Source organism: Exiguobacterium sp. E17S, assembly GCF_057772545.1.
Genome location: NZ_JBYLRU010000007.1, coordinates 36,394 through 61,985, shown reverse-complemented (window position 1 = coordinate 61,985; position 25,592 = coordinate 36,394). Strand labels below are relative to the sequence as shown.

The 25,592-nt window shown below is 47.8% G+C and carries 24 protein-coding genes and 1 pseudogene; 12 read left to right on the top strand and 13 right to left on the bottom strand.

Annotated features, from left to right (window positions below):
• The first annotated feature begins 19 nt into the window (after positions 1–19).
• Positions 20–898, top strand: coding sequence for an aldo/keto reductase (locus AC3B4V_RS15300; protein WP_410755899.1), 879 nt, complete (start codon positions 20–22; stop codon positions 896–898).
• A gap of 50 nt (positions 899–948) precedes the next feature.
• Here AC3B4V_RS15300 and rlmD read toward each other — a convergent pair whose 3' ends face one another.
• Both rlmD and AC3B4V_RS15290 read right to left on the bottom strand, forming a co-directional pair.
• Positions 949–2,334, bottom strand: a complete 1,386-nt coding sequence (gene rlmD, locus AC3B4V_RS15295) for a 23S rRNA (uracil(1939)-C(5))-methyltransferase RlmD (protein WP_410755898.1) — start codon at positions 2,332–2,334, stop codon at positions 949–951.
• 40 nt (positions 2,335–2,374) lie between these two features.
• Positions 2,375–2,587, bottom strand: coding sequence for an SE1561 family protein (locus tag AC3B4V_RS15290; protein WP_023467294.1), 213 nt, complete (start codon positions 2,585–2,587; stop codon positions 2,375–2,377).
• A gap of 84 nt (positions 2,588–2,671) precedes the next feature.
• On the opposite strand from AC3B4V_RS15290, the gene yfkAB reads away from it, so the two are divergent.
• From yfkAB to AC3B4V_RS15275, 3 genes and pseudogenes are all read left to right on the top strand, one after another.
• Complete coding sequence (gene yfkAB / locus AC3B4V_RS15285) at positions 2,672–3,784, top strand: radical SAM/CxCxxxxC motif protein YfkAB (protein WP_023467293.1); 1,113 nt, start codon at positions 2,672–2,674, stop codon at positions 3,782–3,784.
• Positions 3,785–3,871: 87 nt separating this feature from the next.
• The gene (locus AC3B4V_RS15280) at positions 3,872–4,054 is read left to right on the top strand and encodes a hypothetical protein (RefSeq protein WP_023467292.1); all 183 of its coding nucleotides are present in this window, start codon (positions 3,872–3,874) and stop codon (positions 4,052–4,054) included.
• 68 nt (positions 4,055–4,122) lie between these two features.
• Positions 4,123–5,277 (top strand): annotated as a pseudogene (locus AC3B4V_RS15275) (MFS transporter); the annotation flags it as partial.
• 41 nt (positions 5,278–5,318) lie between these two features.
• On the opposite strand, the gene AC3B4V_RS15270 reads toward AC3B4V_RS15275, so the two are convergent.
• Both AC3B4V_RS15270 and AC3B4V_RS15265 read right to left on the bottom strand, forming a co-directional pair.
• On the bottom strand, positions 5,319–5,606 hold the full coding sequence (locus tag AC3B4V_RS15270) for a hypothetical protein (RefSeq protein WP_023467290.1): 288 nt from the start codon (positions 5,604–5,606) through the stop codon (positions 5,319–5,321).
• A 163-nt stretch (positions 5,607–5,769) separates the two neighbouring features.
• Complete coding sequence (locus AC3B4V_RS15265) at positions 5,770–6,699, bottom strand: DMT family transporter (RefSeq protein WP_488378827.1); 930 nt, start codon at positions 6,697–6,699, stop codon at positions 5,770–5,772.
• 185 nt (positions 6,700–6,884) lie between these two features.
• On the opposite strand from AC3B4V_RS15265, the gene AC3B4V_RS15260 reads away from it, so the two are divergent.
• Complete coding sequence (locus AC3B4V_RS15260; RefSeq protein ID WP_488378826.1) at positions 6,885–8,834, top strand: heavy metal translocating P-type ATPase; 1,950 nt, start codon at positions 6,885–6,887, stop codon at positions 8,832–8,834.
• A 51-nt stretch (positions 8,835–8,885) separates the two neighbouring features.
• On the opposite strand, the gene AC3B4V_RS15255 is transcribed toward AC3B4V_RS15260, so the two are convergent.
• The 4 genes from AC3B4V_RS15255 to AC3B4V_RS15240 all read right to left on the bottom strand — a co-directional run bounded on the left by AC3B4V_RS15255 (position 8,886) and on the right by AC3B4V_RS15240 (position 12,319).
• Positions 8,886–9,794 carry a YihY/virulence factor BrkB family protein gene (locus AC3B4V_RS15255; protein WP_023467287.1) on the bottom strand — a complete coding sequence of 303 codons (909 nt, stop codon included), beginning with the start codon at positions 9,792–9,794 and terminating at the stop codon, positions 8,886–8,888.
• 86 nt (positions 9,795–9,880) lie between these two features.
• On the bottom strand, positions 9,881–10,309 hold the full coding sequence (locus AC3B4V_RS15250; protein ID WP_023467286.1) for an NUDIX hydrolase: 429 nt from the start codon (positions 10,307–10,309) through the stop codon (positions 9,881–9,883).
• A gap of 28 nt (positions 10,310–10,337) precedes the next feature.
• Positions 10,338–11,249, bottom strand: a complete 912-nt coding sequence (locus tag AC3B4V_RS15245; RefSeq protein ID WP_029340887.1) for a guanosine-inosine kinase — start codon at positions 11,247–11,249, stop codon at positions 10,338–10,340.
• 176 nt (positions 11,250–11,425) lie between these two features.
• Positions 11,426–12,319, bottom strand: coding sequence for a 1,4-dihydroxy-2-naphthoate polyprenyltransferase (locus tag AC3B4V_RS15240; RefSeq protein ID WP_029340886.1), 894 nt, complete (start codon positions 12,317–12,319; stop codon positions 11,426–11,428).
• Positions 12,320–12,478: 159 nt separating this feature from the next.
• On the opposite strand from AC3B4V_RS15240, the gene AC3B4V_RS15235 reads away from it, so the two are divergent.
• The 6 genes from AC3B4V_RS15235 to menC all read left to right on the top strand — a co-directional run bounded on the left by AC3B4V_RS15235 (position 12,479) and on the right by menC (position 19,626).
• On the top strand, positions 12,479–13,864 hold the full coding sequence (locus AC3B4V_RS15235; RefSeq protein ID WP_488378825.1) for an isochorismate synthase: 1,386 nt from the start codon (positions 12,479–12,481) through the stop codon (positions 13,862–13,864).
• The gene (menD, locus tag AC3B4V_RS15230; protein WP_410755892.1) at positions 13,854–15,497 is read left to right on the top strand and encodes a 2-succinyl-5-enolpyruvyl-6-hydroxy-3-cyclohexene-1-carboxylic-acid synthase; all 1,644 of its coding nucleotides are present in this window, start codon (positions 13,854–13,856) and stop codon (positions 15,495–15,497) included. Before AC3B4V_RS15235 ends, menD begins: the two co-directional genes overlap by 11 nt.
• Positions 15,494–16,270, top strand: coding sequence for a 2-succinyl-6-hydroxy-2,4-cyclohexadiene-1-carboxylate synthase (menH, locus tag AC3B4V_RS15225; RefSeq protein ID WP_488378824.1), 777 nt, complete (start codon positions 15,494–15,496; stop codon positions 16,268–16,270). The genes menD and menH overlap by 4 nt, the downstream gene beginning before the upstream one ends.
• 18 nt (positions 16,271–16,288) lie before the next feature.
• A complete protein-coding gene (gene menB / locus AC3B4V_RS15220) occupies positions 16,289–17,113 on the top strand; it encodes a 1,4-dihydroxy-2-naphthoyl-CoA synthase (RefSeq protein WP_023469886.1) in 825 nt (274 codons plus the stop codon).
• A 72-nt stretch (positions 17,114–17,185) separates the two neighbouring features.
• Positions 17,186–18,559, top strand: a complete 1,374-nt coding sequence (menE, locus tag AC3B4V_RS15215) for an o-succinylbenzoate--CoA ligase (protein ID WP_488378823.1) — start codon at positions 17,186–17,188, stop codon at positions 18,557–18,559.
• Positions 18,556–19,626 (top strand): o-succinylbenzoate synthase, encoded by a 1,071-nt coding sequence (gene menC / locus AC3B4V_RS15210; RefSeq protein ID WP_488378822.1) that lies wholly within the window; start codon positions 18,556–18,558, stop codon positions 19,624–19,626. Before menE ends, menC begins: the two co-directional genes overlap by 4 nt.
• Before the next feature lie 294 nt (positions 19,627–19,920).
• On the opposite strand, the gene map is transcribed toward menC, so the two are convergent.
• From map to AC3B4V_RS15185, 5 genes are all read right to left on the bottom strand, one after another.
• Positions 19,921–20,682 (bottom strand): type I methionyl aminopeptidase, encoded by a 762-nt coding sequence (map, locus tag AC3B4V_RS15205; protein ID WP_023467279.1) that lies wholly within the window; start codon positions 20,680–20,682, stop codon positions 19,921–19,923.
• 13 nt (positions 20,683–20,695) lie between these two features.
• On the bottom strand, positions 20,696–21,886 hold the full coding sequence (locus AC3B4V_RS15200; RefSeq protein ID WP_023467278.1) for an EAL-associated domain-containing protein: 1,191 nt from the start codon (positions 21,884–21,886) through the stop codon (positions 20,696–20,698).
• A gap of 72 nt (positions 21,887–21,958) precedes the next feature.
• Positions 21,959–22,225, bottom strand: coding sequence for a hypothetical protein (locus tag AC3B4V_RS15195; protein ID WP_023467277.1), 267 nt, complete (start codon positions 22,223–22,225; stop codon positions 21,959–21,961).
• 106 nt (positions 22,226–22,331) lie between these two features.
• Positions 22,332–23,891: a degradosome RNA helicase CshA gene (gene cshA, locus AC3B4V_RS15190; RefSeq protein WP_035398788.1), complete on the bottom strand. Its 1,560-nt coding sequence runs from the start codon at positions 23,889–23,891 to the stop codon at positions 22,332–22,334.
• A gap of 332 nt (positions 23,892–24,223) precedes the next feature.
• Positions 24,224–25,078: a CvfB family protein gene (locus tag AC3B4V_RS15185; protein ID WP_023467275.1), complete on the bottom strand. Its 855-nt coding sequence runs from the start codon at positions 25,076–25,078 to the stop codon at positions 24,224–24,226.
• Positions 25,079–25,311: 233 nt separating this feature from the next.
• On the opposite strand from AC3B4V_RS15185, the gene AC3B4V_RS15180 reads away from it, so the two are divergent.
• Positions 25,312–25,479, top strand: a complete 168-nt coding sequence (locus AC3B4V_RS15180) for a hypothetical protein (protein WP_023467274.1) — start codon at positions 25,312–25,314, stop codon at positions 25,477–25,479.
• Positions 25,480–25,592: the final 113 nt, after the last annotated feature.

Sequence of the window (25,592 nt, the reverse complement as noted above, 5' to 3'; positions counted from 1 at the left end):
CTGAAAGGAAGTATCGTTCATGGAGTTAAGACGTTTTGGAACATCCGACCTACTCGTATCCCCGCTTGGGTTCGGAGCTGGTCACATCGGCGCAGAACAGATGACGGATCGCGAAGCAGTTTATTTACTCGAACAAGCACGTGATCTCGGCATCAATCTGATCGATACAGCACGCGGCTATGGCTTATCGGAGCAACGCGTCGGACAATTTCTAAAGAATCGTCGTCACGACGTCATTCTGTCGACGAAAGTCGGCTATGATGTTCCCGGTACGCAGGACTGGACCTTTGAAGCGGTCCATGGTGGCATCGATCAAGCCTTACAGACGATGCAAACGGATTATCTCGACATCGTACACCTCCATTCTTGTAGTCGAGAAATTCTCGCCCAGGGAGATGTCATCGAAGCGCTTGACCAAGCAAAACAAGCTGGAAAAGTCCGCGTCATCGCTTATTCCGGTGATCGGGAAGACTTAACATATGCTATCGAAACGAATCGCTTCGACAGTTTCCAAACGTCATTCAATCTATTTGATCAACGTGTCGATGAAGTCCTGCCCACCCTTCTAGATCACGGTGTCATCGCCAAGCGTCCAATCGGTAACGCCCCGTGGCGATTCGCAGAGCGTCCGGTCGGACAGTACGTCGAACCCTACTGGGAACGTGCGCAACAACTCGCTTATCCACTCGAGGAATCGAGTTGGCTTGAAACTGCACTTCGTTTCACGGTCTTTGAGCCAGGGATCACGACAGCCATCATCGGTACGTCTCGACCAGAACACCTCGCGCTGAATCAGCAACTGATCGAGCGCGGTCCACTTCCTGCTGATCGTGTTGCTCGGTTGAAGGAACGCTTCGCTGAGTGTGACGCGACGTTCGGTTATCTTTCGCAAACATGATAAAAAGCCCGTATGTCCACTCGTTCAAAGAGTGCATACGGGCTTGTTACTTAGAACTTTTTCTTTTTCTTTTTTTCGAGCACGACGATTGCTTCGACGTGCGCTGTTTGTGGGAACATATCGTACGGCTGAATGTACGATACCTTGTATCCCGCTTTCATCAAGTGATCGCAATCGCGCGCAAGCGTCTGCGGGTTACACGAGACATAGATGATTTTTTTCGCTTTAGACGAGATCATCGCGTTCAACAATTGTGTATCGCAACCTGAGCGTGGTGGGTCGACGATGAAGACATCTGGAATCCAGCCTTCCTTGACCCAACGCGGAATCCAGGCTTCTGCCTTACCGACGACGTAGTGGGCATGGTCGAATCCGTATTGCTTCATGTGCGCATTGGCATCTTCGACAGCTTCTTCAATAATTTCCATGCCGCGGACTTCTTTTGCTCCTTTAGCGATCCAAAGTCCGATTGAACCAACACCTGCGTAGGCATCAACGACACGTTCTTCGCCTGTCAAAGCAGCAGCACGCGCAATTTCTTCATACATCCGCTCTGCTTGTTCCGGATTCAATTGGAAGAAGGCACGCGGAGACAGTTGATACGTGAATTCGCCCATCTCTTCTTCAATCCGTTCCACGCCACGCAAGACTTCCGTCTCTTCTCCGAAGACACGTGATGTCAACTTATCATTGATGTTCAGTGCGACCGAGACGACACCTGGGATATCCATGATATCGCGTGACAAACCTTCTAGATCACGGAAGCCGTCTTTAAAAGCAACTAGTACGACCTGAATTTCACCCGTTTTGATTCCTGTCCGGACGACGATATGGCGCATGACACCGTCTTGTTTTGCTGCATGATAAACGGGTACTTTATAGTCATTGAGTAATTTTGTGACAGCTTGGTTGACGCGAAGCGTATCCTTGTTTTGGACGACACAATCATCGATCGCGACCAGACGATTCGAATTCGCAGAATAGAGACCGCTGACAATCTCATTCCCCTGTTTACCGACGACGAATTGCGACTTGTTGCGGTATTCCCATTCCTTCGAACCGATCGTCGGACGGATATCCGCTTTCTCGACATTCAACTTCGTTGATTTCAAGAAAGCGTTGCGAAGCATTTCTTCCTTATAACGCAATTGTCCATCGTAACTCATGTGTTGTAATTGACAGCCGCCACAGACACTATAGACCGGGCAAAGTGGAGTAACACGGTCTGGTGAACGATCGTCACGCTTTAAGATTTTTGCATTCGCATAGTTCGCATGAATTTCCGTGATCTCGATCTGTGCTGTCTCACCGACGAGTAGACCTGGGATGAAGACGATTTGTCGTTCAAGTGTTGCGATCCCTTCACCGTTGATTCCCATTCGTAGACAAGTGACCGAACGGACCTCACCCGTCTGTAATTTGATTTTTGTTGCCATTGATTTCATCCTTTCTCTTTACGCAAATGAAAAAGCGGTCTCAATCTACCGCTTTTTTCGTTTCTTCTTGTTCTTTCATATCCTTTGCATATCGAACGACCTTCGCCTTGAGTTGATCCAGTGATACGATCAGTCGTTCCAAATCTTCGATATCTGATGATTCATCGAGTGAATCGATTGTATGACAGAGAAGCTGCATTCTTGATTTTAGCACATTCATTTGACCAAGTTTATCAGTTCTTGCTTTTCCCATTATTCAGACTTCCTTTCTTCCGCTGGATTCCGACGTTATTTTAGCATACGATACGAAGTGGAGCACTAAAAAGGAGGAGTATCTATGTCACATTCATCACCCATCACGATTGCGAACGATCCGTGGGAAGCTTATCGCGACATTGAACAATACGGCACGGTCCGTTTGACGAACATTGAAGTCACGACAACAAAACTGTGTAACATGCGCTGCGAACATTGCGCCGTCGGTTACATGTTATCCAGTAGCGAGTCACCCGAGATTCCAGTCGAGCTACTCATTCAACGTCTGGATGAAATCGAACATCTGCGTGCCTTCTCAATCACCGGCGGCGAACCGATGCTTTCAATGAAGTCCATCAAGGAGTACGTTGTCCCTTTACTTAAGTATGCCCACGAACGTGGTGCTAAAACCCAAATCAACTCAAATTTAACACTTCCGTTATCTCGCTACGAATTAATCATTCCTTATCTAGATGTCTTGCACATCTCACATAACTGGGGAACAGCTGATGATTTCATCGATGGTGGCTTTGCGATGATGGAACGAAAACCGTCACGTGAAGCACGGACGAAGCTTTTCGAGACGATGAAAGAGAATGCCCGTGTTCTAAATGCACGTGGTGTCATCGTTTCTGCAGAGACGATGATCAATAAACGGACATTACCACACCTTGAAGCGATTCATAAGGAAATCGTCGACATGGGCTGTGTCCGCCACGAGGTGCATCCGATGTACCCCGCTGACTTCGCGTCGATGATCGAAGCAGCTAGCTTGCCCGAAATTCGCGACGGGATCCATCGTTTGCTTGACGTCCGGGATCCGAACGTCTGGATGTTATTCGGAACACTCCCCTTCTATGCTTGTTCGATGGAAGAGGCGGATTTAGAACTTCATCGTCGATTGCGTCAAGAGAAAAACGTCTCTGTTCGCAATGACCCTGATGGACGTTCCCGTCTCAACGTCAACATCTTTGATGGCGAGATCATCGTAACGGATTTCGGTGACGAACTTGCTTCGCTAGGTACGATTCATGAGACATCCTTCAATGATGCTTATGCCGAGTGGCAAGAGACAGAACTGAATAAAAGCTTGTCATGTCACTGCCCTGCGGTGCAATGCCTTGGACCGAACGCGCTTGTGAAAAACGCATATTACCCTGAGATTGATTTCACAAAACAGTCCAGCCGGCTTTAAAACTAAAAAAAAGGTTTTGATCGATGGCATCCCGGGAAAAATGTCACAAAGTAGACACATTCTGTTTTTCTAAAAGGGGTGACCGGGATGGAATGGCTCGTAGGTATTGTCGCAATCATCGGTACGTTCAGTATGGTCTTGTTCGTCATGATGGTTGGTATTCGCGCTTCACACAGCATCGAACATGATGAAGTATTCGACCAGACAGACTGGGACGAACATCTTCTGCATATGCCGCGTCCGACACGTTTTGAACAAGAAAATAAATGAAGCACGCCCTGGTCTCCCGTTTCAGAGACCGGGGCGTGTTATGCTAAAAGAAAAAAGAAAGGTCGTCGTTACTTGTGTCACGTCGTTTTGCTCTTATCTTATCGATCGTCTTCATTTCCGGATTCACGCAAGGTCTGCTGATTCCACTGTTATCTATTTTACTTGAACGCCAAGGAACCCCCGCTTTCATCAACGGTCTCAGCGCTGCCGTTCTCTATATCGGTGTCATCGTCGCCGCCCCTCTCATGGAAGGTCCACTACGACGACGTGGTTATATTCCGGTCATCTCGTTTGGACTCGCTCTTGTTGCAGTAGCGGTTTTCTTATTTCCACTTCTTCCAAGCGTCATTGCTTGGATGATTTTACGGTTCCTCGTCGGATTTGGTGATCAGACGTTACACTATGGATCACAGGTTTGGGTGACGTCCATTACCCCAAATGAACGGTTAGGACAAACGATGTCACTATACGGAATGGCATTCGGTCTCGGTTTTGCTCTCGGTCCTCTTGCGGCACCTCTCGTCGATGTCATCAACTGGCTACCATTCGTGTTGACTGGTACATTGACTGTCATCGTCCTGATCTTGTTATCGCGTATGCCGAACGAAAAACCGTCATCCGTCATGCCGGAGGAGCTGCAAAGCGCCGCCTCACGGTATAAACTTGTCCTATCAACTGCTTGGTTCACGTTACTTCCTGGCTTTACATATGGTTTTCTCGAAGCCACACTGAATGCCAGTTTTCCCGTTTTTGCGACGCGTAACGGGTACGGTCTATCTGAGACGAGTACCTTGATCACGACATTCGTCGTCAGCTCGTTGATCATGCAACTTCCACTTGGACGACTTGCGGATCACTTCGGAAAACGTCGGACGTTAGTAACCGTTCTTTCGATTGGCTCCGTTGCTTTCCTTATCGCTTGCTTCGTCTTCGAACGATACGGTTGGTTATTCGCGATTTTTGCTATTAGCGGGATGGCACTTGGCTCGACGTACTCGCTCGGTGTCGCCTATATGACGGAACAGTTACCGCGACACCTTCTTCCGACGGGCAACTTGCTTGCAGGGATTGCCTTTAGTCTTGGTTCGATCCTCGGACCGATTGCTGGCAGCATGTTCGTTCTGCTTCCAGCTATGCTTTATTTCAGTCTATTCGTTCTGGTTCTAGCGACACTTGCGTTTCTCTTACGATACGCGAAACGTCACGAATCATCCCGGATCTAAAACAAAGGATCTTGCGCTAATGATGCGCAAGATCCTTTGTTTTATTTCACGATTCCTTCTTGCCGAAAACTCCGCCAGAGCTTATCGTCGATCGCATACGGCTGTTCTTTTGCACGCTTCAGCTCTTCTGTCTCGAGCAGCACGACGACCTCTCGACCGTTGATTGACCACACTGAATCGTAACCTCTCTCCGCCTCGATGATTTCCACATCCACATCTCCATGGGTTTCCTTCAACTGCTGACTGACGCACGTTACGACGAACCGGGCAAACTCATCACGTGGACGACGAGTGGCAATGATCTTTCGAACGATCTCATTCCGTTCCATTCGTTTTCATCTCCTTCCGTTTTATAGTCGCACTAGCCTTTCAGACAAGGCCGAATCGGTCTTCACTTGACCGTACAGAAAAAAGCCGAACGGGTCGGCTTGAGCAACGAACGATTGGGAGTTACTTTGATTGAAACTATTTTTGCACGATTCTGAATCTTCGTCAACCTCGCTTTTGAAACCATACAGGAAGGTACGTCGAGACTAAAATACCACTGACGACGAAGAGTAACCCAAGCAACGCTTGCGGTGGAATCGTCTCGCCGAGAATCAAGGTCGATAAACTGACACCATAGATCGGTACGAAGAACATGAACAACGACACTTTACTGACTGGATTATATTTCATTAGTAAGTTCCAAAGCGTAAATCCAGTCGCTGATAAGAAGGCAAGATACACGAGCATCCAAGCACTTGTCGTTGAAAAGGTAAACGGTGCGACATGACCATCGAGAATGACTCCTGCGATAAAGAGACCGATTGATCCAATGACCATCGCCCATCCTGTCATCGGCGCCACCGGATAACGTGCTGAGTATTCTTTCGCGATCAAGTTACCGAACGCCCCGGAAACCATTGCCGCAATCAACAGCCCTTCCCCTATACCGAACGAGACACCTTGCCCACCTTGTGGCCAGTTGGCCAAGATGACACCTGTGAATCCAAGGAATAAGGCGAGTCCTTTAAATCGATTCAGTCGATCGTCTTCATATCGAAAATGTGCCAGCAACATCTGGAAGAACGAAGTCGATCCGGCAATGATTGATCCTTGTACGCCAGTTGACAAAGATAGACCGATATAAAAGAAGACGTACTGCAAGAACGTCAAAAAGAAGCCGAGACGACTATAGGCGTAGGTCCGCTCCTTCAGTGTAATCGTCTGTTTGAAGACGAAGACACTGACGACAAGTAATAATACACCTGCTAAAAAGAAACGATAGCTCGCAAACAGCAATTGCTCTCCGTATTCCGAAGATGTGATCTGTAATAAGTCATAACTTTTTTTAATGAAGGGAAATGCACTGCCCCACAAAAAAGTCGTCAGTAACGCAAAGACGACGAGTCCAATCCGATGGGTTAAAATTTTTTGCATCTTTCTAGTTCCTTTCCTGTTCCTTTTCACTGAAGCATGGTATAGTAATTCTACAGATAATAATAATTATAATCTAGAGACAATGAAACTCATTATCAATCAGTTAAACTCATTGATATATCACATTCTCATTCTCTTTCTATAATGATTTCATTTCTCATTTACATTTTGAAAGGAGTTTTAATATGACGACTTCCACTACTACCGATGTTCAACAGCGTTCCGTATTCCGTCATGCTTGGGATGAGCATCACGAATTGATTCTAGCATTGTTTAGCGGAATATTGATTTTAGTTGCTTACGGACTCGAAAAATTCAATACGGCGTCTGCCGTTTATGTCACATTGTACTTATCGGCTTATGTAATCGGAGGATATGCGAAAGCGAAGGAAGGATTGACGGAGACGTATCAAGAAAAAACGTTGAACGTCGAATTATTGATGATTTTAGCTGCTATCGGTGCGGCTGCCATCGGCTACTGGATGGAAGGTGCAATCCTCATCTTCATCTTTGCGTTATCCGGTGCCCTTGAGACATACACGATGAATAAGAACGAACGTGCCTTGCAAAGCTTGATGTCCTTACAACCAGAGGAAGCAACACGTCTGAATGCAAACGGTCAACTCGAAGTCGTCGGAATCGAGCAATTAACGATTGGTAACCTCGTCTATGTTCGTCCTGGGGAACGGATTCCGGTTGATGGTGTCATCATTCGTGGTCAAGCCGCGATCGAAGAAGCATCGATTACAGGAGAATCGATTCCGGTTGAAAAACAAACAGGTGATACCGTTTATAACTCGACTGTCAACATGAACGGTGTCTTGACGATTGAGATGACGAAAGCTGCTGACGAATCGTTGTTCCAAAAAATCATTTATATGGTCCAAAACGCACAAAGTGAACAGTCTCCATCTGCTCAGTTCATCGAACGTTTCGAAAGCCGTTATGTCAAAATCGTATTGCTTGTCGTCGCACTGATGATGGTCCTCCCTCATTACGTCGTTGGCTGGACATTTGAGACAAGTATTTACCGCGCGATGATTCTTCTCGTCGTCGCCTCACCTTGTGCCCTTGTTGCGTCGATTACACCTGCTGCCTTATCTGCAATTGCCGCATCTGCGAAAAATGGCGTTCTTTTTAAAGGAGGCGCCCACATTGAGACGCTCGGTCAAGTCGATACGATCGTCTTCGATAAAACGGGAACACTGACAACAGGGAAACCCGTCGTCACCGAAAGTCGTTATGCGGAAGGCATGGACGTCCGCACAGTCCAACAAGCGGTTGCTTCCATCGAAGCGCAGTCGAACCATCCACTCGCACAAGCAATCGTCGATCACTTAAAAACCGATGTCCGCGAACCATCAACGTTTAAAGATGTGACAGGATACGGGATTGAAGCAACCGTCGATGGTGTCACGTATCGTATCGGTAAACGGGCATTCCATGATGGTTTAGACGATCCATTCGTCGCGATCGAACAGTCATTGAAAGAGCAAGGGCATACGATCGTTTATGTCAGCAATGGAGCACAGATCGTAGCACTTTATGCGTTACGTGATACGATTCGTCCGGAAGCCAAAACAGCGATTGCTGCCTTAAATGATCTTGGCATTGCAACTATCATGTTAACTGGCGATAATCCGGTCACGGCAGCTGCCATCTCACGTGAGGCGGGATTGACGGACTTCGTCGCTGAGTGCCTACCTGAAGATAAAGTACGTTACATCAAACAATACCAAACAGAAGGTCGGACCGTCGCGATGGTCGGTGACGGCATTAACGATGCCCCAGCCCTTGCATTAGCACATGTCGGGATTGCGATGGGTGAAGGAACGGACGCTGCACTCGAGACCGCTGACGTCGTCTTGATGAAAAATGACTTAGGTCGCCTTGCCTATGCCGTGCATAAAGCCCGTAAGATGAACCGGATTGTCAAACAAAACATCACGCTTGCGATTGGTGTCATCCTCCTATTGATCGCATCGAATTTGTCCCAGTTCCTCATCATGCCGTTCGCCGTCGTCGGACACGAAGGATCAACGATTCTCGTCATCTTGAACGGTTTACGTCTTCTTCAACAGGATGCTTTACCAAGTCTTCCACAGCGTTCATCTGAAAAACGATTAGCTGCTTAACACGAAAAAACGTCTGATTGCCGGAAGGCAGTCAGACGTTTTTTCGTATCTTCATCCGAACGTATTCGTCGGAATCGCATCAAGTTCAGCTTGTTCCTTCAAGCGTTTCTCTTCCATCTTCTTTGGATCCGCTTTTTTCATGAACCGTTCCCATGACGCGTTCAATTCAGAACCGAGTAAGATAATCAGCCCTGTGAAGTAGAGCCATAGTAACAAGATGACGACACTACCGAGCGAACCGTAGGTCTGATTGTAGTTCGAGAAGTTCGAGACGTAAAATCCGAACCCAACCGATAATAATTGCCAGACGATGACACCAAAAACAGCTCCTGGAATTGCTTCTTTGAATGTAATCGGGCGCTTTGGTGCGACGCGGTAAAAGATCGATAAGATACCGATCAATAGAATCGTCGACACGACGTATCGTAAGACCGTCAGTAGGATTTTTTGCCCCATATCAATCGGCAACACGAAATTGGCAAGATACGTGATGATCGGACCACCGAGAACATTCAAGACGATCAGCAACAACATCCCGATTCCAAGCACGATTGTGAGCAACAAGGCAATCCCACGTGCTGCGACGAAACCACGGGGAGAGAAGTCACCATAGGCATGGTTCGCCGTCGTGATCAAACGATCGACTCCTTTTGAGGCGGACCAGACGGCAAGAATCGCACCGATCGATAACAATCCACCTTGTGGTTCCTTGATGGCTTGGAAAATCGTATCGGTGAATGTGTTGACGGCTCCACCTGGCGCTAAGTCGCGAATTTGTGATTCGAGCGTCTGACGATCGATGTCAAAGAAAGATAAGACGGAAATGACGAAAATGATACCTGGGAAAATGGATAAAAACCAGTAATAAGCGAGTGTCCCTGCATAATCTGTGATGTTATGATCGGACATTCGTTGCTTTAAGTTCAGGGCAAGCCCTTTTGGATCGCGTGAATGCGCCATCGTCATCTCTCCTTCATGAAAAAGAGGCAGTCAACGACCACCTCATTGTTTTAATATACTTTTCCCATTTTATTTCAACTAAAACCTCATTCGTTTTCAGAAAGGATCAATTCATAGAATGGTTCTGTCATTTCTGCCAGCTGTTTAGCAAGTGACGGTGGACGAACCGGTAACGAAGGTAGCTCCGAACGCTTGATCCAGACCGGTGTATAACCCGATCCTTCCTCTTCGAATTCTTCACCCGTACCCGTGCCAAACCGACCACCAATTGTTTTCGCCCAAAAATAAGGATTATCAAATCCATTAAAACGGACGATGGCGGCAATACCGGTCAACTCCACGTCGATTCCAAGTTCTTCATGTGCTTCACGAATCGCTGTTTCTTCTAACGATTCTCCATCATCTTTCCCACCGCCTGGAAAGACATAATACGTTTCGTTCAGTTTATCCCGACGAATCAACGCAATTTGATCCTGTTCGTTTCGTAAAATGATTGCACTTCGTTGAATCGGCATGACGCCACCTCCCTTTTATCATTTCTACTTATTGAAGAGCATCCAGCATTTCAGGAACGAGTCCATTCTCTGTCGAAGCGATGACTTCTGCTGCAACCTTCATACCAAGCTTCAATGCCTCTTCTGCTGACTTTTCTTGTGTCAATTCAGACAAGACAGCAGAGAAAAATGAGTCGCCTGCTCCCGTCGAGTCGACGACTTTTACTTTTTTCGTTCCGACATGACCTGATGTCGCTGTACGACGATCAACGTAGACCGCCCCGAGTTCACTCATCGTCACGACCGTGAACGGAGCACCCTTTTTCGCTAGCTCATTTGCTACATGAATCGCATCTTCGACCGTCACGATCGACAGATCAGACAGAATTTCCGCCTCTTCTCGGCTACAAATGAATCCAGTGAACCCTTGTAGCAGATGACGATTTCGTTCGATGACGCTCAAGTGACCACAAACACCAAACAATGGCAACTCCATTTTACGGCATAGATGAATCAAACGTTCTAAGACCGTAACGGATAAATCAAGATCGATCGCAACGGCATCGACCCCATCGAGTGCATAGATTGATTGACGTAAGATCGCCTCTTCGAGCAACTTGGCATCTGGTTGTTTTGAGATCGATGTTTGCAAATCGCCTTCATTATCCATGACAGCTAGCCACATGCCCATTCCATGATCTTCTAACATTTCGACATGATCCACATTCGCACCGTAAGATTTCAGCTCATCGAGCACTCCCACGCCAATCTGATCATTCGTAACCGTCGAGATAAAGCGAACTTCATTCCCGAGGACGGCTAGATTTTGTGCTACGTTGCGTCCTGTTCCTCCATTCGAAAACGTGATGTCTCCTACGTTTTTCGCATCCTTATGCAAAGGAGCGAACGAAGTTCCTTTTATGTCGACGAATACTTTTCCGATTACCGCGATTTTATTCATTTCAGTTCCACCTCTAACCATATTTCCTGATTTCCGACCTTGTTTGATCTTTCAGGCACATTGCTTCAATTATAGTAAAATTTTAAATCAGTGACAACCGAAGTACTTTTTTTCTAACTGTTCGCTATCTTCACGTAAAAAAAAGCAGCAAGCGAATCGCCTGCTGCTCCAAAGAATCAGATATTCGCAATCACGAGACTGATTGCAAGTAATAGTCCGAAAATCGTGTTCACTTTACCGGTCTGTGCCATTCCAGGCATCAGCTTTTCCGGTGGCAAGTCTTCCCAGAAGAGACGGACCGCTTTGATCATGAGCGGAATACTCAATAACGCGAGTAACGCAAACCATGAGACTTCAAATGCGAGTACGGCAATAATGAGAGACAGGACAGCCGCCGCAAAAAATCCGATCAAGACGTACACGGCACGGCGATGTCCGACGAGACAGGCAATCGTTTTTCGTCCGTTGACCTTATCATTATCCAAGTCACGAATGTTATTCGCAAGTAGGATCGAACCAATCAAGATGGCGACTGGTACCGAAATCGCAACGGCTTCTGTCGGAACATAACCAATTTGTAAGTACGCAGAAATCGCGATGATGATATATCCCATGAAAAAGCCTGCAACGACCTCTCCAAATGGTGTATAGGCAATCGGGAGTGGTCCCCCCGTATAGATATATCCGACGAACATCGAAATGAGTCCTACGACAAGTAACCACCACGATGTCTCGATGCACAGATACACACCGAGTAATGCCGAAATGCCGTACAATGTAAGTGCGAACGCTAGAATCGTCCCCGGCTTGAATCCGTCACGAACGATCGATCCACCGATTCCGACCGACTCCTCCGTATCTAAACCACGTTTGTAATCGTAGTATTCATTGAACAGATTCGTTGCGATTTGAATCAGCATCGATGCGATCAACATCGCCACGAACAAATCCAAGCGTATCGATTCCACGCGTGGTGCGACAACTGCCGTACCGACGACGACCGGAACAAAACTTGCTGTTAACGTATGCGGTCGTGTCATTCGCCAATAGACAGCGATTGATTTATTCATATAATAACCCCTTTCCTGTCTAAGTGTATCGGGTTTCGTTTTTTGCTGTCAATGTTCAATCCGAGATAGCTTATTCCTTCTTTTTTGTCCGCAAAAAGTTTACACTTAGATTAAGTGAAACATATCACAGTATCTATAGACTAGGGGGCAATGAGCGGTATGGCTTACGCTCAACAAGAGCTAAAACAGTGTATCGAACAGGCCGTCAGTCAGGCGAACGCCTCACAACGACCTATACTCGCTTCGTATTCATGGGAAATCGAAGCAACTGACATGCGTTCCCTCGAACAGGGTATCGAGGAACGATTTTATTTCGCGACACCTGATCGCTCGATGCGGGCCATCGGGTTTGGCATCGTACAACAACTTCAGGCTTCAGGAACGGATCGTTTTTTACGGATTCAATCGCAATGGACAAACTTGAATCGCGATCATGTCGGTCATGATTTATTTGCGTTCAGCGGATTTTCGTTTACCGAACTCAAACAACCGGATTATCGCTGGTCTTCCTTCGGAGATGCCTCGATGACGATTCCGAAGTTTTTATTTCTAGAACAAGATGGCAAGACACGTGTGACGATTTTTGCCCGCGTCGAGCCAATGGATCAAGTCGATTCAATCTTAAATGAACTCGCACTCGATTTCGCCAAAGTCAATCAACCGCAATCATCGACTTCCGCAGGCGTCACGCGCTTACGACTATCGCGGGATGGAAATGAAGCCTTTGAAGCTTCGTTCCATCAAGCTATGCACTACTTGGAGACGACACTTGAAAAAATCGTCCTGGCGCGCGAAGTCGTCTATGAACTGGATCGTCCACTCGATATAGCCGCTGTCGTCGCTGAACTCGAAGATACGCAGCCCGGCAGCTACGTCTTCTGTTTCCAACCGAATCCAGAAGAAGCCTTCATCGGCGCCACACCGGAACGACTCGTCTTAAAACGTGGACGTCGTCTTGAAACAGCAGCCGTCGCTGGTTCTGCACCACGCCACGCGACGGATGAGATGGACGAAGCACTTGGTCAATCGTTATTACAAGATCAAAAGAATCGGGTGGAGCACGGAATCGTCGCGGATTCGATCGAACGGACATTATCTGTATTTTCAGAGGAACTGGATTGTCCGGATACGCCGATTCTCTTGAAGAATCGCCATATCCAACATCTTTATACACCGATCACAGCTCATTTAAAAGAAGATGTGACGTTATTCCAATTGATCGAAAAACTGCATCCGACACCTGCACTTGGGGGCGAGCCCAAGCAGTTAGCAGTCGATGCCATCCAAGAAATCGAAACGTTCGAACGAGGATGGTACGGTTCACCTGTTGGTTGGATGAACGGACAGGATGACGGGGAATTCATCGTTGCCATTCGATCTGGATTGTTTACAGAACGGGCGGTCATTCTTTACGCCGGTTGCGGTCTCGTCGAAGGCTCTCATCTCGATAGTGAACTGGCAGAGACGGAAACTAAACTATCACCGATGGTACAAGCACTTGGACACATCGGTTCGATTGAAAAGGATGATATTTATGTTGACTAAGTGGATGCACACGTTAATCGATACGCTCGTCGCTTCTGGTGTCCGGGACTTCGTCATCAGTCCCGGTTCCCGTTCGACACCACTTGCCATTGCTGCTTTTCTGCATCCTTCTAGCCGTACCCACGTCCTTGTTGACGAACGGTCGGCTAGTTTTTTTGCTTTAGGTCTAACACGGACGGAAGAACGCGTTCGTCCCGTTGCGTTGATTTGTACAAGCGGTACCGCTGCGACGAACTATTATTCAGCAGTTACCGAAGCGAACATCTTTGAACTTCCGCTGATCGTCTTGACCGCCGATCGACCACATGAATTACGGAATGTCGGTGCGCCACAAGCTATTGATCAGGTCGATCTGTACGGGAAGCAGGTTCGGCATGCGTTTGATCTTCCGTTAGCAGAAGAAGCGAGCCTTCCTTACGTCGCTCATGTAGCACAACGTGCAACCCTACTCTCTCTGACGGAACCAGCTGGCCCGGTTCAAATCAATGTTCCGTTACGTGAACCGCTCGTGCCGGAACTCGATCTCTTACGGACAGGGCGTCCGGTCGGTGTATTACCTGAACCGATACCGGGCGTAAACAACGCTTTAGCGACCGCACTTCAAGAAGAGCGTCTTCTTTTTGTACTTGGACCACAACTTACTGCGGCGGACAGTCAGGTTGTCATCTCGTATGCGAAACAAGCAGGGATTCCGGTGTTGGCGGATCCACTCAGTCAAGGACGACAATCGCATGATGCTCACGTTTTTGCCTATTACGATACATGGCTCAAACATCCCGCTACCGCTCAGCACGTCCGACCAGACCGAATCATTCGTTTCGGTGCCATGCCGACGTCAAAACCTTATCTGCTTTGGTCTCGGGATATTCCGACGACGGTCGTCGGTCATCCAGGAAACTGGCGTGACCCGCAACTCCATTCGGATTTCGTAATTGGTCACGCGCGACAACTCGCGCATCATGAATCTGTTCCGCACGATCCTGCGTATCTGACACTGTTGCAACAGGCGGAGCGACGCGTCGCCGCTGCTTTTGCGACAATCGATCAAGAGGAGATGACGGAATATAACGTCGTCCGTGCATTGACGACGTTACAGGACGGAAGTCTCTTCGTTTCGAACAGTATGCCGATACGGGATGTCGATACGTTCCTACCGACAGGAACACCGCTTCGTCTACTCGCGAACCGAGGTGCGAACGGAATTGACGGCATTCTCTCAAGCGCTCTAGGAGCAACGTTTGACGCCACACACCGCTATTTACTCGTCGGCGACTTAGCGTTCATTCATGATATCAACGGTCTGATGACAGCACGGACGCTTCCGTTAACGATCATTCTTGTCAACAATGCGGGTGGCGGAATATTTAGCTTTTTACCGCAACAGCAACTCGAGCAAGAGGTGTTCGAGCCACTTTTCGGTACACCGCAGCATCTCGACTTCGCTTCTCTCGCTTCCGGATATGGCGTAACCTATCAGGCGATCGATTCCATCGCCGCGTTACGTCAAGCACTTGCGGAAGAGACGAACGTCACTCGGATTCTTGAAGTCAAGACGACACGAACAGAGAACGTACAGATGCACCGTTCGATCTGGGACGTGACGAATCAAGCGTTAGCCGAGGTGTTCCGATGATTTTACGCGGTCATCCTTATAACTTGAAAATCGAGGGTGCTGGTCCACCACTCCTACTGCTCCATGGTTTTACAGGCTCCCTCTCGACGTGGGACATGCTAAGTGAGCATTTATCGACTCACTTCACCGTCTATCGCCTTGATTTGATGGGACATGGAAAAACGACACCGGCGTCTGAGCAACGAATGCGTTTGACGCAACAGGTCAAGGATCTCGAGGCACTGCTCGCTATGCGATCCGAGCCATGGATCGTCCTCGGATATTCGATGGGCGGACGAATCGCTTTAATGCTGAGCGTCGTCTCTGAGCAAATCGCTCGGACGATCGCTGTTAGTACGACACCGGGTCTTAAGACGGCAATGGAGCGAAAAATACGTCGTACATCCGATCGGATGTTAGCGGAGCGACTTGAAAAAGACGGACTCGAAGCTTTCATCAATCACTGGGAGACACTTGGGCTATTTAAACCCCAAGCCCTTCTCCCAGAATCGCAACGTACGCGACTGCGTCAGGAGCGCCTGTCCCAAACGGTGGAAGGTCTGAGTGCTTCGTTACGTGCACAAGGTACAGGGAGCATGCCATCCCTTTGGTCATGCCTTCCGAAAGAGATTGATTGGATCGTCGGGGAAGAGGATGAAAAATTCCGTGCCATCGCTTTGCGCGCGGCATCACCTGAAAAAATTCACGTGATTTTGCATGCTTCGCACGCCCCACATATCGACCAACCGCAAAAGTTTGTTACAATGGTAGAGAATCTACTTATTCATCACTAACATATTGGGGGAATTCACATGAAATATGCTCCGGAATGGGTATCAGCCCGCAGCTATGAAGACATCAAATATGAACAATGGAACGGGATCGCGAAAATCACGATCAACCGTCCTGAAGTTCGCAATGCGTTCCGACCACACACGGTCCACGAACTCATCGACGCATTTTCACGTGCACGTGACGATCAAAATGTCGGCGTCATCATCTTAACAGGTGAAGGCGATCTCGCATTCTGTTCTGGCGGAGATCAAAAGGTACGTGGACATGGTGGATATGTCGGTGACGATGAAATTCCACGCTTGAACGTTCTTGATCTTCAACGTTTGATTCGTGTCATCCCAAAACCAGTCATCGCTATGGTCGCAGGTTATGCGATTGGCGGCGGACACGTCCTTCACCTCGTGTGTGACTTGACGATCGCTGCAGACAACGCCCGCTTCGGACAAACTGGTCCAAAAGTTGGTTCATTCGATGCTGGATATGGCTCTGGTTACCTCGCACGCGTTGTTGGACACAAGAAAGCGCGTGAAATCTGGTACCTCTGCCGTCAATATGACGCACAGCAAGCACTTGATATGGGACTCGTCAACACGGTCGTTCCACTCGCAGATCTCGAGCAAGAAACGATTCAATGGTGTGCTGAAATCCTTCAACATTCACCAACGGCTCTTCGTTTCCTCAAAGCGGCATTCAATGCTGATTCAGATGGTCTTGCAGGGATTCAGCAACTCGCAGGAGATGCAACGTTGTTGTACTACACAACGGACGAAGCAAAAGAAGGACGCGATGCGTTCAAAGAAAAACGCAACCCGGACTTCGGACAGTTCCCGCGTTTCCCATAATGAAAAAAAGGTTCAATCGTCTTACGACATTGAACCTTTTTCGTATATTCATCTCAAAAGGAAGTGACTATTTTGTATCCTTGGATCTATACACGGGCAAAAGAACAGCCGGATGACATCGCGCTCATTACGGAAACAGAGCGTTGGTCGTGGTCCGAACTATATGCACGCGCGCATCGCTTAGCGAGTACTTGGGCGACGATCGTGACACGTGGAGACCGAATCGCCCTGTACGGTCCATCGAGTGCGCGCTACATCGTCGCACTTCACGCAGCTCAATTGCTTGAATTGACCGTCGTCCCGATCAACACACGTTTGACACAAACGGAAGTATTACGTCAATTCAAACAGGCAGATGTACGGCTCATCGTGACGGACCGGACACTTGATACAAAGATCCCGTGCGTGGCTTTCTCTTATGAAAAAGAAGCACCTGACTTGTTAATACGCCATATGCCCAAGCAATACGTCCAATCGATGCTCTTTACGAGTGGTACGACCGGACATCCGAAAGCCGTCGAACAAACGATGTTGAATCATTTCTCGAGTGCGACGAACGCCGCGCGTCATATCGGATCACTGTCAGAGGATCGTTTTTTGATCGTCACGCCGCTGTTCCATATGAGCGGATTAGCTGTCGTCTATCGGGCAGTCATCTATGGAGTACCAATCATTCTTGAGCCACATTTTTCGCCAGAACGCGCCTTACACTGGATTACGACGGAAAAGATCACCCACGTCTCACTCGTCTCGGTCATGCTTGATCGACTGCTCGAAGCCGGGCTACGTCGCCACGCACTTCGCGTCGTACTGACAGGAGGCGGTCCTGTACCATTACCGATTCTGACGCGTGCACTCGACCGCAATATCCCGGTCATGCAGACATACGGGATGACAGAAACCGCTTCTCAAATCGCAACCCTCTTGCCTGAGGATGCCTTACGAAAGATTGGATCGGCCGGACAAGCGATTCATCCGACACAAATTCGCATTACACGTCATCAAGAAATCGAAGTCAAAGGACCGACGATCATGAAAGGTTATTTTCATGAGGAAGAGAAAACGGCAGAAGCGTTTACGGCAGACGGTTTTTTCAAGACTGGTGACTTAGGACGCTTGGACGCCGACGGATACCTCTACGTCCTCGATCGTCGAAGCGACCTCATCATCTCAGGTGGGGAAAACATCTATCCGGCTGAAGTCGAATCAGCACTTCTCTCGATTGATGGGATTCAAGAAGCAGGTGTCGTCGGACGATTTGATGCTAAATGGGGACAGGTTCCGGTCGCCTTCATCGTCAGCACACTCGATGAAGTCACCGTCCGAACGGAAATCAGTCAATTGCTCGCTAAATATAAATGTCCGGTTGAATATATCTATCGTAGCGCGCTGCCACGCAATGCGAACGGTAAACTATTGCGGAAGCAACTGAAGGAGTCATTATGAGTATCACTCTCCGGTCTGCCGAACTGTTCGATGTTCCGCTCGTCTTTCGTCGTCCGATGCAAACCGCCCTCTCGACGCTGACAGTACGTCGGACGACGATTTTGCGTCTGACTGATTCGGAAGGACGAGTGGGTTACGGGGAAGGTGTCGCGTTTGATACGCCGTGGTATACATCGGAAACGCAGCACTCCCTTCAAGGAATCGCTCCGCTGCTGTATCGATTACTTGAACAACCGCTCCATCATCCAGCAGACGTTACGGATCGCTTGCGCATCGTGCAAGGTAATCCGATGGCAAAGGCGATGTTCGAAGGCGCGATCTATGAATTATTCGCAGCAGCTACCGGTCAATCGCTCGCCACGTATCTCGGAGGTGATGAATCATCTCTCGTACCTTGCGGGAAAGCACTCGGACGGGCTTCTGCAGCACAGACCGTCGAAGCCGTCGGACAAGCGATCGCCTCCGGATATGGACGGATCAAGCTGAAGCTCGCTCCGACGGATACCGTCGTTCTTGAGCAAGTACGTGCCGCTTTCCCTGATGCGCCCTTGATGTTTGACGCTAACGGCAGCTTCACTGAAGCAGACTTCCCTCTATTACAACAGTGGGATTCATTCGGTCTCGTTATGATGGAACAGCCGCTCGCAGCGTCGGATTGGTCCGGACATCAACGTCTCGCTAGACTCTTACAGACACCGATTTGTCTGGATGAATCCATCGTCGCTCCAGTAGATGCCGAGTTGATGCAGACGCTCCACGCTGGTCAGATTCTAAACATCAAGCCGGCACGCGTCGGTGGACTGACGAACGCTTTGTCCCTTCGAACAAAAGCACCATACTGGCTCGGTGGGATGTTCGAGAGCGGTATCGGGCGTCGTCAGACCCTTGCTTTTGCAACACTGCCTGGACTCGCTTATCCGATCGATATGGCAAGTACTACCGATTATTTCGAAGAAGATTTGCTTGAGACCCCGTATCATGTCGAACACGGACACATTCGTTATTCCGCTCCAGCCGTATCCGAGTCACAGTTAAACAAATTGGCAACGTCCCGGATATCCTTATAACAGGAGCACTACGACGAAAAAGAAGGCTGACTCAAAAAAGAATGACGCGTCTTTTCACGCCCTTTCCTCAGGCGAGACACAAGCCAGCTTTCCCTGCCTTATTCAAGCAGGAAAGCGGGTCTTGTTTGTCTCTGACAGCGCAAAGATGCGCTTTTTCCTGTAGGAGTTCCGTGAAACGCGTCATTCTTTTTGTTATGAGATAAGGGTGGCAGATTATCATTCTGCCACCCTTATCTTTGTGGAAACTGACTTTTGAGTCAGCCCCCTTCTCGTGTTTTACTATATGAGCTTTTCTTAGAACGATTCTTTGCCTTCGACTTTCGTCAAAATCTCATACCCGTCTTTTAAGACGACGACCGTGTGCTCGAATTGTGAGACGAGGCTCCGGTTCGGTGTGTATAACGTCCAACCATCCCGCTCATCTTCGATACAGAACTCATCTCCTGTTGAAATGAACGTCTCGACAGCGATGACTTGGCCTTCCTTCAACAAATCATTCTCTTCACGATTGAAGTAGTTCGAGATGGATTCTGGCTCACCATGAAGTGTCTTACCGAGACCATGTCCCGCTAAGTTACGGATGACCGTGAAACCACTCTTACGTGTTTCGGCATAGATTGCTTTTCCGATCTGGTTGACCTTCGTTCCGGCTTTGACTTTTTCAAGTCCTTTCTCAAGCGCCGTCAATGACACTTCAACGAGTCGGACATCTTCCGGACGTTTTGCTTCTCCTGCGATGACCGTCTTCCCTGTGTCCGAGTAGTAACCGTTCTTCACAGCCGAGACATCGACATTGACGATATCACCTTCTTGAATGACGTACTTCCCTGGGATACCGTGTGCTGCGATATCGTTGACACTGATACATGTCGCTCCTGGGAAATCGTACATGACGATTGGAGCAGACTCTGCTCCCTGTTCCTTCAGGATGCGTGCTCCGATGTCATCGAGTTCCTTCGTCGTGATTCCCGGTTTGACGGCATCCGCCATCTCATCGCGTGCCATGGCGACGATTCGTCCAATTTCTCGTAATGCCTCGTAATCATAATCTAACACTTTCATTTCCTCCTCATTCACTCAATCGTTCTTGATATAGATAATCTGCAGAGATATCCGCAAATAAGAACATCCCATTACTAAGCGGCATACTAAATGTCCGCGTTTGTTCACTCGAGCTGAAGTCGACGTACCGTTCCGACAAATATCCACTATGTCGTCGTTCCATCGCTACCGTCGTCCGGATGAAGTAAGGACGGAAACTCCAGTTGTATCCTTTGTAGAAGGAATACAGTTTCCACTCCCCACTCTTTTTACTGACGTTTGAAGACTGTTGGAATCCATTCGCATCCGTGATATAAAACCGGATGAATTCCGGCTCCATCTTCCGGGCGAGCGTCAGCAACCATTGATCGAGATCTTGCTCCGGCTTCAAGGACTGGCAATCTTCATTAAACCGAACCGTCCAGTCTTGCTCGAGCTGAAATAGACGATTCATCTGCTCGCGATCATATTTATAAAACATCGGGACTTCATGGATCAACACTTCCATACCAGGACAGGTCATGACCCATTCAGGTGATGCTTCTCCAAGTAGATTCCCCATGTAGTAACGTCCTCCGTGTTGCCACGCATACCGAAGTTGACCGAGATGACTGATATTCTTATACAAAAGTGGCGCTCCAAGCTGGTCGCAAAGATGCTCCATCGTCTGTAAGAGATGTGGATACGACGCGGAGACGGTCTTTTTTTCAATCATGGAGGATAAATCGACGATCAACATATCCGGCGACATCGAAAAGACACGTTCAAGACTCGTTGCTTCCGCACGGTCCAGTGCTACCTTCAGTCCAGAGTTCTGGTAATACGCAACGATCCGACCCAGACGGTCAAAATCATCGACTTGGACATCCGTCAAAGTAACGTACATCCGCTCTTTTGGAAACGACGAGTCGACCGTCCGTAAGACATGCAAGAAGTCCTCCCCACCGTTTTCAAACAGCCAAGCTGGACGACAACGGATCAAGATGAACGCTTGTGCATCGGAGGGTACTTTTTGGAATGCTTGACGGACGACATGCCCCATGACTTCGAGTTGATACTCGATTGGAACATCGTCTTCCTGAAAAAATGGTTTTAACGGTTCTCCACGAAAATGGGACTGGATTTCATACCCTTCCACCTTAAAAGGGGCAGCGCCTACGATCGGTTGAAACCATGCCTCTATCTCTTCGGGATGAACGATGACATCTAATGCATCCATTCTATTCCCCCCTTGTACTCTTGTTCTATCTTAACAAAAAAAGAGCCTCTCTGTAACGAGAGAGCCCCTGTTTTACGATAACGTCGTATCTTTCCGCAATGCGATATACAAGTACACACCGAATGTCGCCGTCAAGTAGATGATACTCAGGACACCGTATTGGATTCCGACGGCTCCTCCCTTACCGATGGCTAGCACAAGAAAGATGATGCCGCCAAATAATAAGGTTGCCAACGGAATATAACGAAAATGTCCTTTTGTCGTCCGCTCACAAATCTTTTTCGTCGCGACAATCAGTGCAACGAGACAGACGGATGCTGCTACATAAATGGTATACACGAATGATTCAGCCCTCTCCCTATCGTTCATGGCTCATTTTATCATGACCGCTCAGATAAATCATAAAAAAGAACCGACTTGTCTGTGACAAATCGGTTCGAATCGTTTACTTTTCAAAACGTGGCTTACGTCCACCACGGTTACGATCGCTTTCGCTACGGTTGCTACGTCCAGCATAACCGCCTTCACGACGATCTGATGAAGATGATGAACGACCACCTTCACGACGCTCGCCACCGCGTGGGTTGTTTCCACGGTATCCGCCACTGCGGTTGCCGCTTCCACTTCCACCTTTGTTTCCGTAAGGACGACGGTTTCCACCACCGTTGCTACCGAAACGTTTTACGCGGATTGGTTCGATTGAAGAGATTTGGACTGGTGTTGCATCCGGCTCTTTCGTCAATCCTTTAAGTGCTGCTGAAAGAAGTTCCACTGCTTCGTACTCTTCTAAGAGTTCTTGTGCAAGTGTCGTATATTCTTTTGAGTCTTTTGCTTCAACGCGTTTGATGAGTTCTTGTGCAGCAAGCTTCAAGTTGCCTTCTAAGATTTCATCAAGTGTTGGTGCATGACGACGTGACATTTTTTTGTTCGTGACACGTTCGATTGTTTTGATTTGACCGAATTCACGTGGTGTAACGAATGTGACAGCCGATCCCGTTTTACCAGCACGACCCGTACGACCGATCCGGTGAACATAGCTCTCTGGATCTTGTGGGACGTCGAAGTTGTAGACGTGTGTGACACCAGAGATGTCAAGACCACGTGCTGCAACGTCTGTCGCGACGAGGATATCAATCGTTCCTTTTTTGAAACGACGGATGACTTGGTCACGTTTTGCTTGTGTTAAGTCACCGTGTAAACCGTCAGCTGTGTATCCACGTTGGATCAAACCTTCAGTCATTTCGTCAACACGTTTTTTCGTACGACCGAAGATGATTGAGAGTTCCGGAGAATCCGTGTCGATCAAACGGCAAAGAACGTCGAATTTTTGGCTTTCTTTCAATTCGATGAATGACTGGTCGATGTTTTCAACTGTCATTTCTTTTGCTTTGACTTTGATGTGTGTCGGAGTCGTCATGAAACGATCTGCGATTTTACGAATTTGTGGTGGCATCGTTGCTGAGAATAAGAGTGTTTGACGTGTTTCAGGAAGTGCACCGAGGATTTTCTCGATGTCTTCGACGAATCCCATGTTCAACATCTCATCTGCTTCGTCAAGGATGACCGTTTGAACGTGATCGAGGTTCAACGTCTTACGGTTCATGTGGTCCATCAAACGTCCTGGTGTCGCAACGACGATTTGTGGATTTTTGCGAAGTGCACGGATTTGACGATCGATTTGCTGACCGCCGTAAACAGGAAGTGCATGAACGCGTTTTACTTCACCGATCCGGTTCAATTCTTCTGCTACTTGGATTGCGAGCTCACGTGTTGGAGCAAGAATCAACGCTTGGATGTTGCGTGATTTTGCGTCAAGACGCTCGATTGTTGGGATACCGAATGCTGCAGTTTTACCAGTACCTGTTTGTGCTTGACCAATTAAGTCAACGCCGCTGAGTCCGACTGGAATTGTTTCTGCTTGGATTGGTGTTGCTTCTTCGAAGCCCATTTTTAGGACACCTTTGATAAGTGCCTCACTAAGATTTAATTCACGAAATGTTGTCAATGCTAAATACTCTCCTTTGTCATATGAAAAGCGTCTGCCACTAAACAGACGCTACCGTAACGAATACAATCGACTACCTATTATAACAGAATCTATCACATAAAGATAGAGTGGTTTCTCTTATAATAATGTTTAGGGAAGTCACCATCATAATCGTTGCCATAAGGGCGAGGGAAAGGCGAAGTGCCCGGACCGTGCGATGTACGTCATCGCGTGCCCCCACTAGTGATGGGGTATATTCAGTAAATGGTCGCCGGTAATCAAACCAGCCGCAACCACCAAAATGATGAATTCCTTACTATCTATTCGAAACGCAGGCTTACTCGGTCCGATTATTTCGTCAACCGAATACCCGTTTCATTTTTTTCTATTTTTTTATCTTTCAACAGGCGACCGAGCGCTCGTTTGAATGCTGCCTTGCTGAGACCGAATACTTCATCGATCGTCTCGGGAGCTGTCTTATCACCATACGGCATCTGACCATCATGTTCAAGTAGATGGTTCAGAATCAACTCCGCGTCTGTATCAATGGCTTCAAAGGCACGTGGTCGTGCTGAAAGTAATACTGTACCATCTGGTTTTACATTTGTCACTCGTAATTTCAAGACTTCTCCAAGACGCGGCCAACGTTCCATCTCACGTTCATGCAAGAATCCGATCGATTGATCGTTGACCCAGACGTTAACGCCTGGTTCGCGTTGTGAGAAGACGAGACCTTCGACGTCCATGTTGTTCCACTCCTCTGGAGCTGGCTTCGCACGTAAGTTGAAGTATGCATAAGGTGCAGGGTCTCCGAGTAACCGAAGCTTCTGATCATGTTTCAGACGAATGAAGAGTTGATCGCCTTCTTCCGGCCAGAACATCCGGCGCTGCGGCAAATCGTCGAGTGAGACGAGAACGTCTTTTTGAATGCCGATATTCGCGAACACTCCTGTGTTATAGCGTGTTCCATTAATCGTCGTCTTGACATAGTCTTCAAATGAAGCTTCTGGAATCGTCATCGATGATGCTAGACGCCCTTCATTATCTTGATACAAGAAGACTTCTACCTCTTCATCGAGGGCTACTTTCCGTGTTTGTTCATTGTTATGCAACAACACGTCTTCATTTCCATCTGTCAGAAACACTCCGAACTCTGCTTCGCGTTCTACTTTTAATGTGACAACCTGTCCTGCGCGTAATCCCATTTCGGGTCATCTCCTCTCTGTATTTGAATCGATTCCAGTCCTTGTGAATCGTTCTGCTGTTCTTTCCCTACCATACTATACTCTTTTTCCATTCATCTCTGATATCGACACAATGGTGACAGTTGTGACATATTTGTGAACGGAACACATTTGCGTGATTTTTTTGAAAAAAAGATATATGATTAAATAACAGGAAAAAGAAGGTTTAGTTTAGGTAAATATGGGGGATAAAAATGTTTCATAACATTCAATCGCGTTCGTTCGCACGACGCTTCACGAAAACATTGGTTTTTGCATTTTTCGCGTTCCTTGCTACGATTGGAATCGTCTTCGCAGAAGGATCAAACAGTACGGATATGACACCTAAGACACCAGCGCTTCAGCAAATCGACCGCCCTTAAAATCTACACCTTCCGTGTGGATTTTTTATTTTTTCCGGACATTTACAGGACGATAAAGGAAAATCACGCCTTACCTCGAATTGTAATGAACATACCATTATTTTAATTTCGAG

Excerpts from the sequence above, each read along its gene's own strand:
- AC3B4V_RS15300 (WP_410755899.1), top strand. The coding sequence starts at position 20 with ATGGAGTTAAGACGTTTTGGAACATCCGACCTACTCGTATCCCCGCTT.
- rlmD (WP_410755898.1), bottom strand. The coding sequence starts at position 2,334 with ATGGCAACAAAAATCAAATTACAGACGGGTGAGGTCCGTTCGGTCACT.
- AC3B4V_RS15290 (WP_023467294.1), bottom strand. The coding sequence starts at position 2,587 with ATGGGAAAAGCAAGAACTGATAAACTTGGTCAAATGAATGTGCTAAAA.
- yfkAB (WP_023467293.1), top strand. The coding sequence starts at position 2,672 with ATGTCACATTCATCACCCATCACGATTGCGAACGATCCGTGGGAAGCT.
- AC3B4V_RS15280 (WP_023467292.1), top strand. The coding sequence starts at position 3,872 with ATGGAATGGCTCGTAGGTATTGTCGCAATCATCGGTACGTTCAGTATG.
- AC3B4V_RS15270 (WP_023467290.1), bottom strand. The coding sequence starts at position 5,606 with ATGGAACGGAATGAGATCGTTCGAAAGATCATTGCCACTCGTCGTCCA.
- AC3B4V_RS15265 (WP_488378827.1), bottom strand. The coding sequence starts at position 6,699 with ATGCAAAAAATTTTAACCCATCGGATTGGACTCGTCGTCTTTGCGTTA.
- AC3B4V_RS15260 (WP_488378826.1), top strand. The coding sequence starts at position 6,885 with ATGACGACTTCCACTACTACCGATGTTCAACAGCGTTCCGTATTCCGT.
- AC3B4V_RS15255 (WP_023467287.1), bottom strand. The coding sequence starts at position 9,794 with ATGGCGCATTCACGCGATCCAAAAGGGCTTGCCCTGAACTTAAAGCAA.
- AC3B4V_RS15250 (WP_023467286.1), bottom strand. The coding sequence starts at position 10,309 with ATGCCGATTCAACGAAGTGCAATCATTTTACGAAACGAACAGGATCAA.
- AC3B4V_RS15245 (WP_029340887.1), bottom strand. The coding sequence starts at position 11,249 with ATGAATAAAATCGCGGTAATCGGAAAAGTATTCGTCGACATAAAAGGA.
- AC3B4V_RS15240 (WP_029340886.1), bottom strand. The coding sequence starts at position 12,319 with ATGAATAAATCAATCGCTGTCTATTGGCGAATGACACGACCGCATACG.
- AC3B4V_RS15235 (WP_488378825.1), top strand. The coding sequence starts at position 12,479 with ATGGCTTACGCTCAACAAGAGCTAAAACAGTGTATCGAACAGGCCGTC.
- menD (WP_410755892.1), top strand. The coding sequence starts at position 13,854 with ATGTTGACTAAGTGGATGCACACGTTAATCGATACGCTCGTCGCTTCT.
- menH (WP_488378824.1), top strand. The coding sequence starts at position 15,494 with ATGATTTTACGCGGTCATCCTTATAACTTGAAAATCGAGGGTGCTGGT.
- menB (WP_023469886.1), top strand. The coding sequence starts at position 16,289 with ATGAAATATGCTCCGGAATGGGTATCAGCCCGCAGCTATGAAGACATC.
- menC (WP_488378822.1), top strand. The coding sequence starts at position 18,556 with ATGAGTATCACTCTCCGGTCTGCCGAACTGTTCGATGTTCCGCTCGTC.
- AC3B4V_RS15200 (WP_023467278.1), bottom strand. The coding sequence starts at position 21,886 with ATGGATGCATTAGATGTCATCGTTCATCCCGAAGAGATAGAGGCATGG.
- AC3B4V_RS15185 (WP_023467275.1), bottom strand. The coding sequence starts at position 25,078 with ATGGGATTACGCGCAGGACAGGTTGTCACATTAAAAGTAGAACGCGAA.
- AC3B4V_RS15180 (WP_023467274.1), top strand. The coding sequence starts at position 25,312 with ATGTTTCATAACATTCAATCGCGTTCGTTCGCACGACGCTTCACGAAA.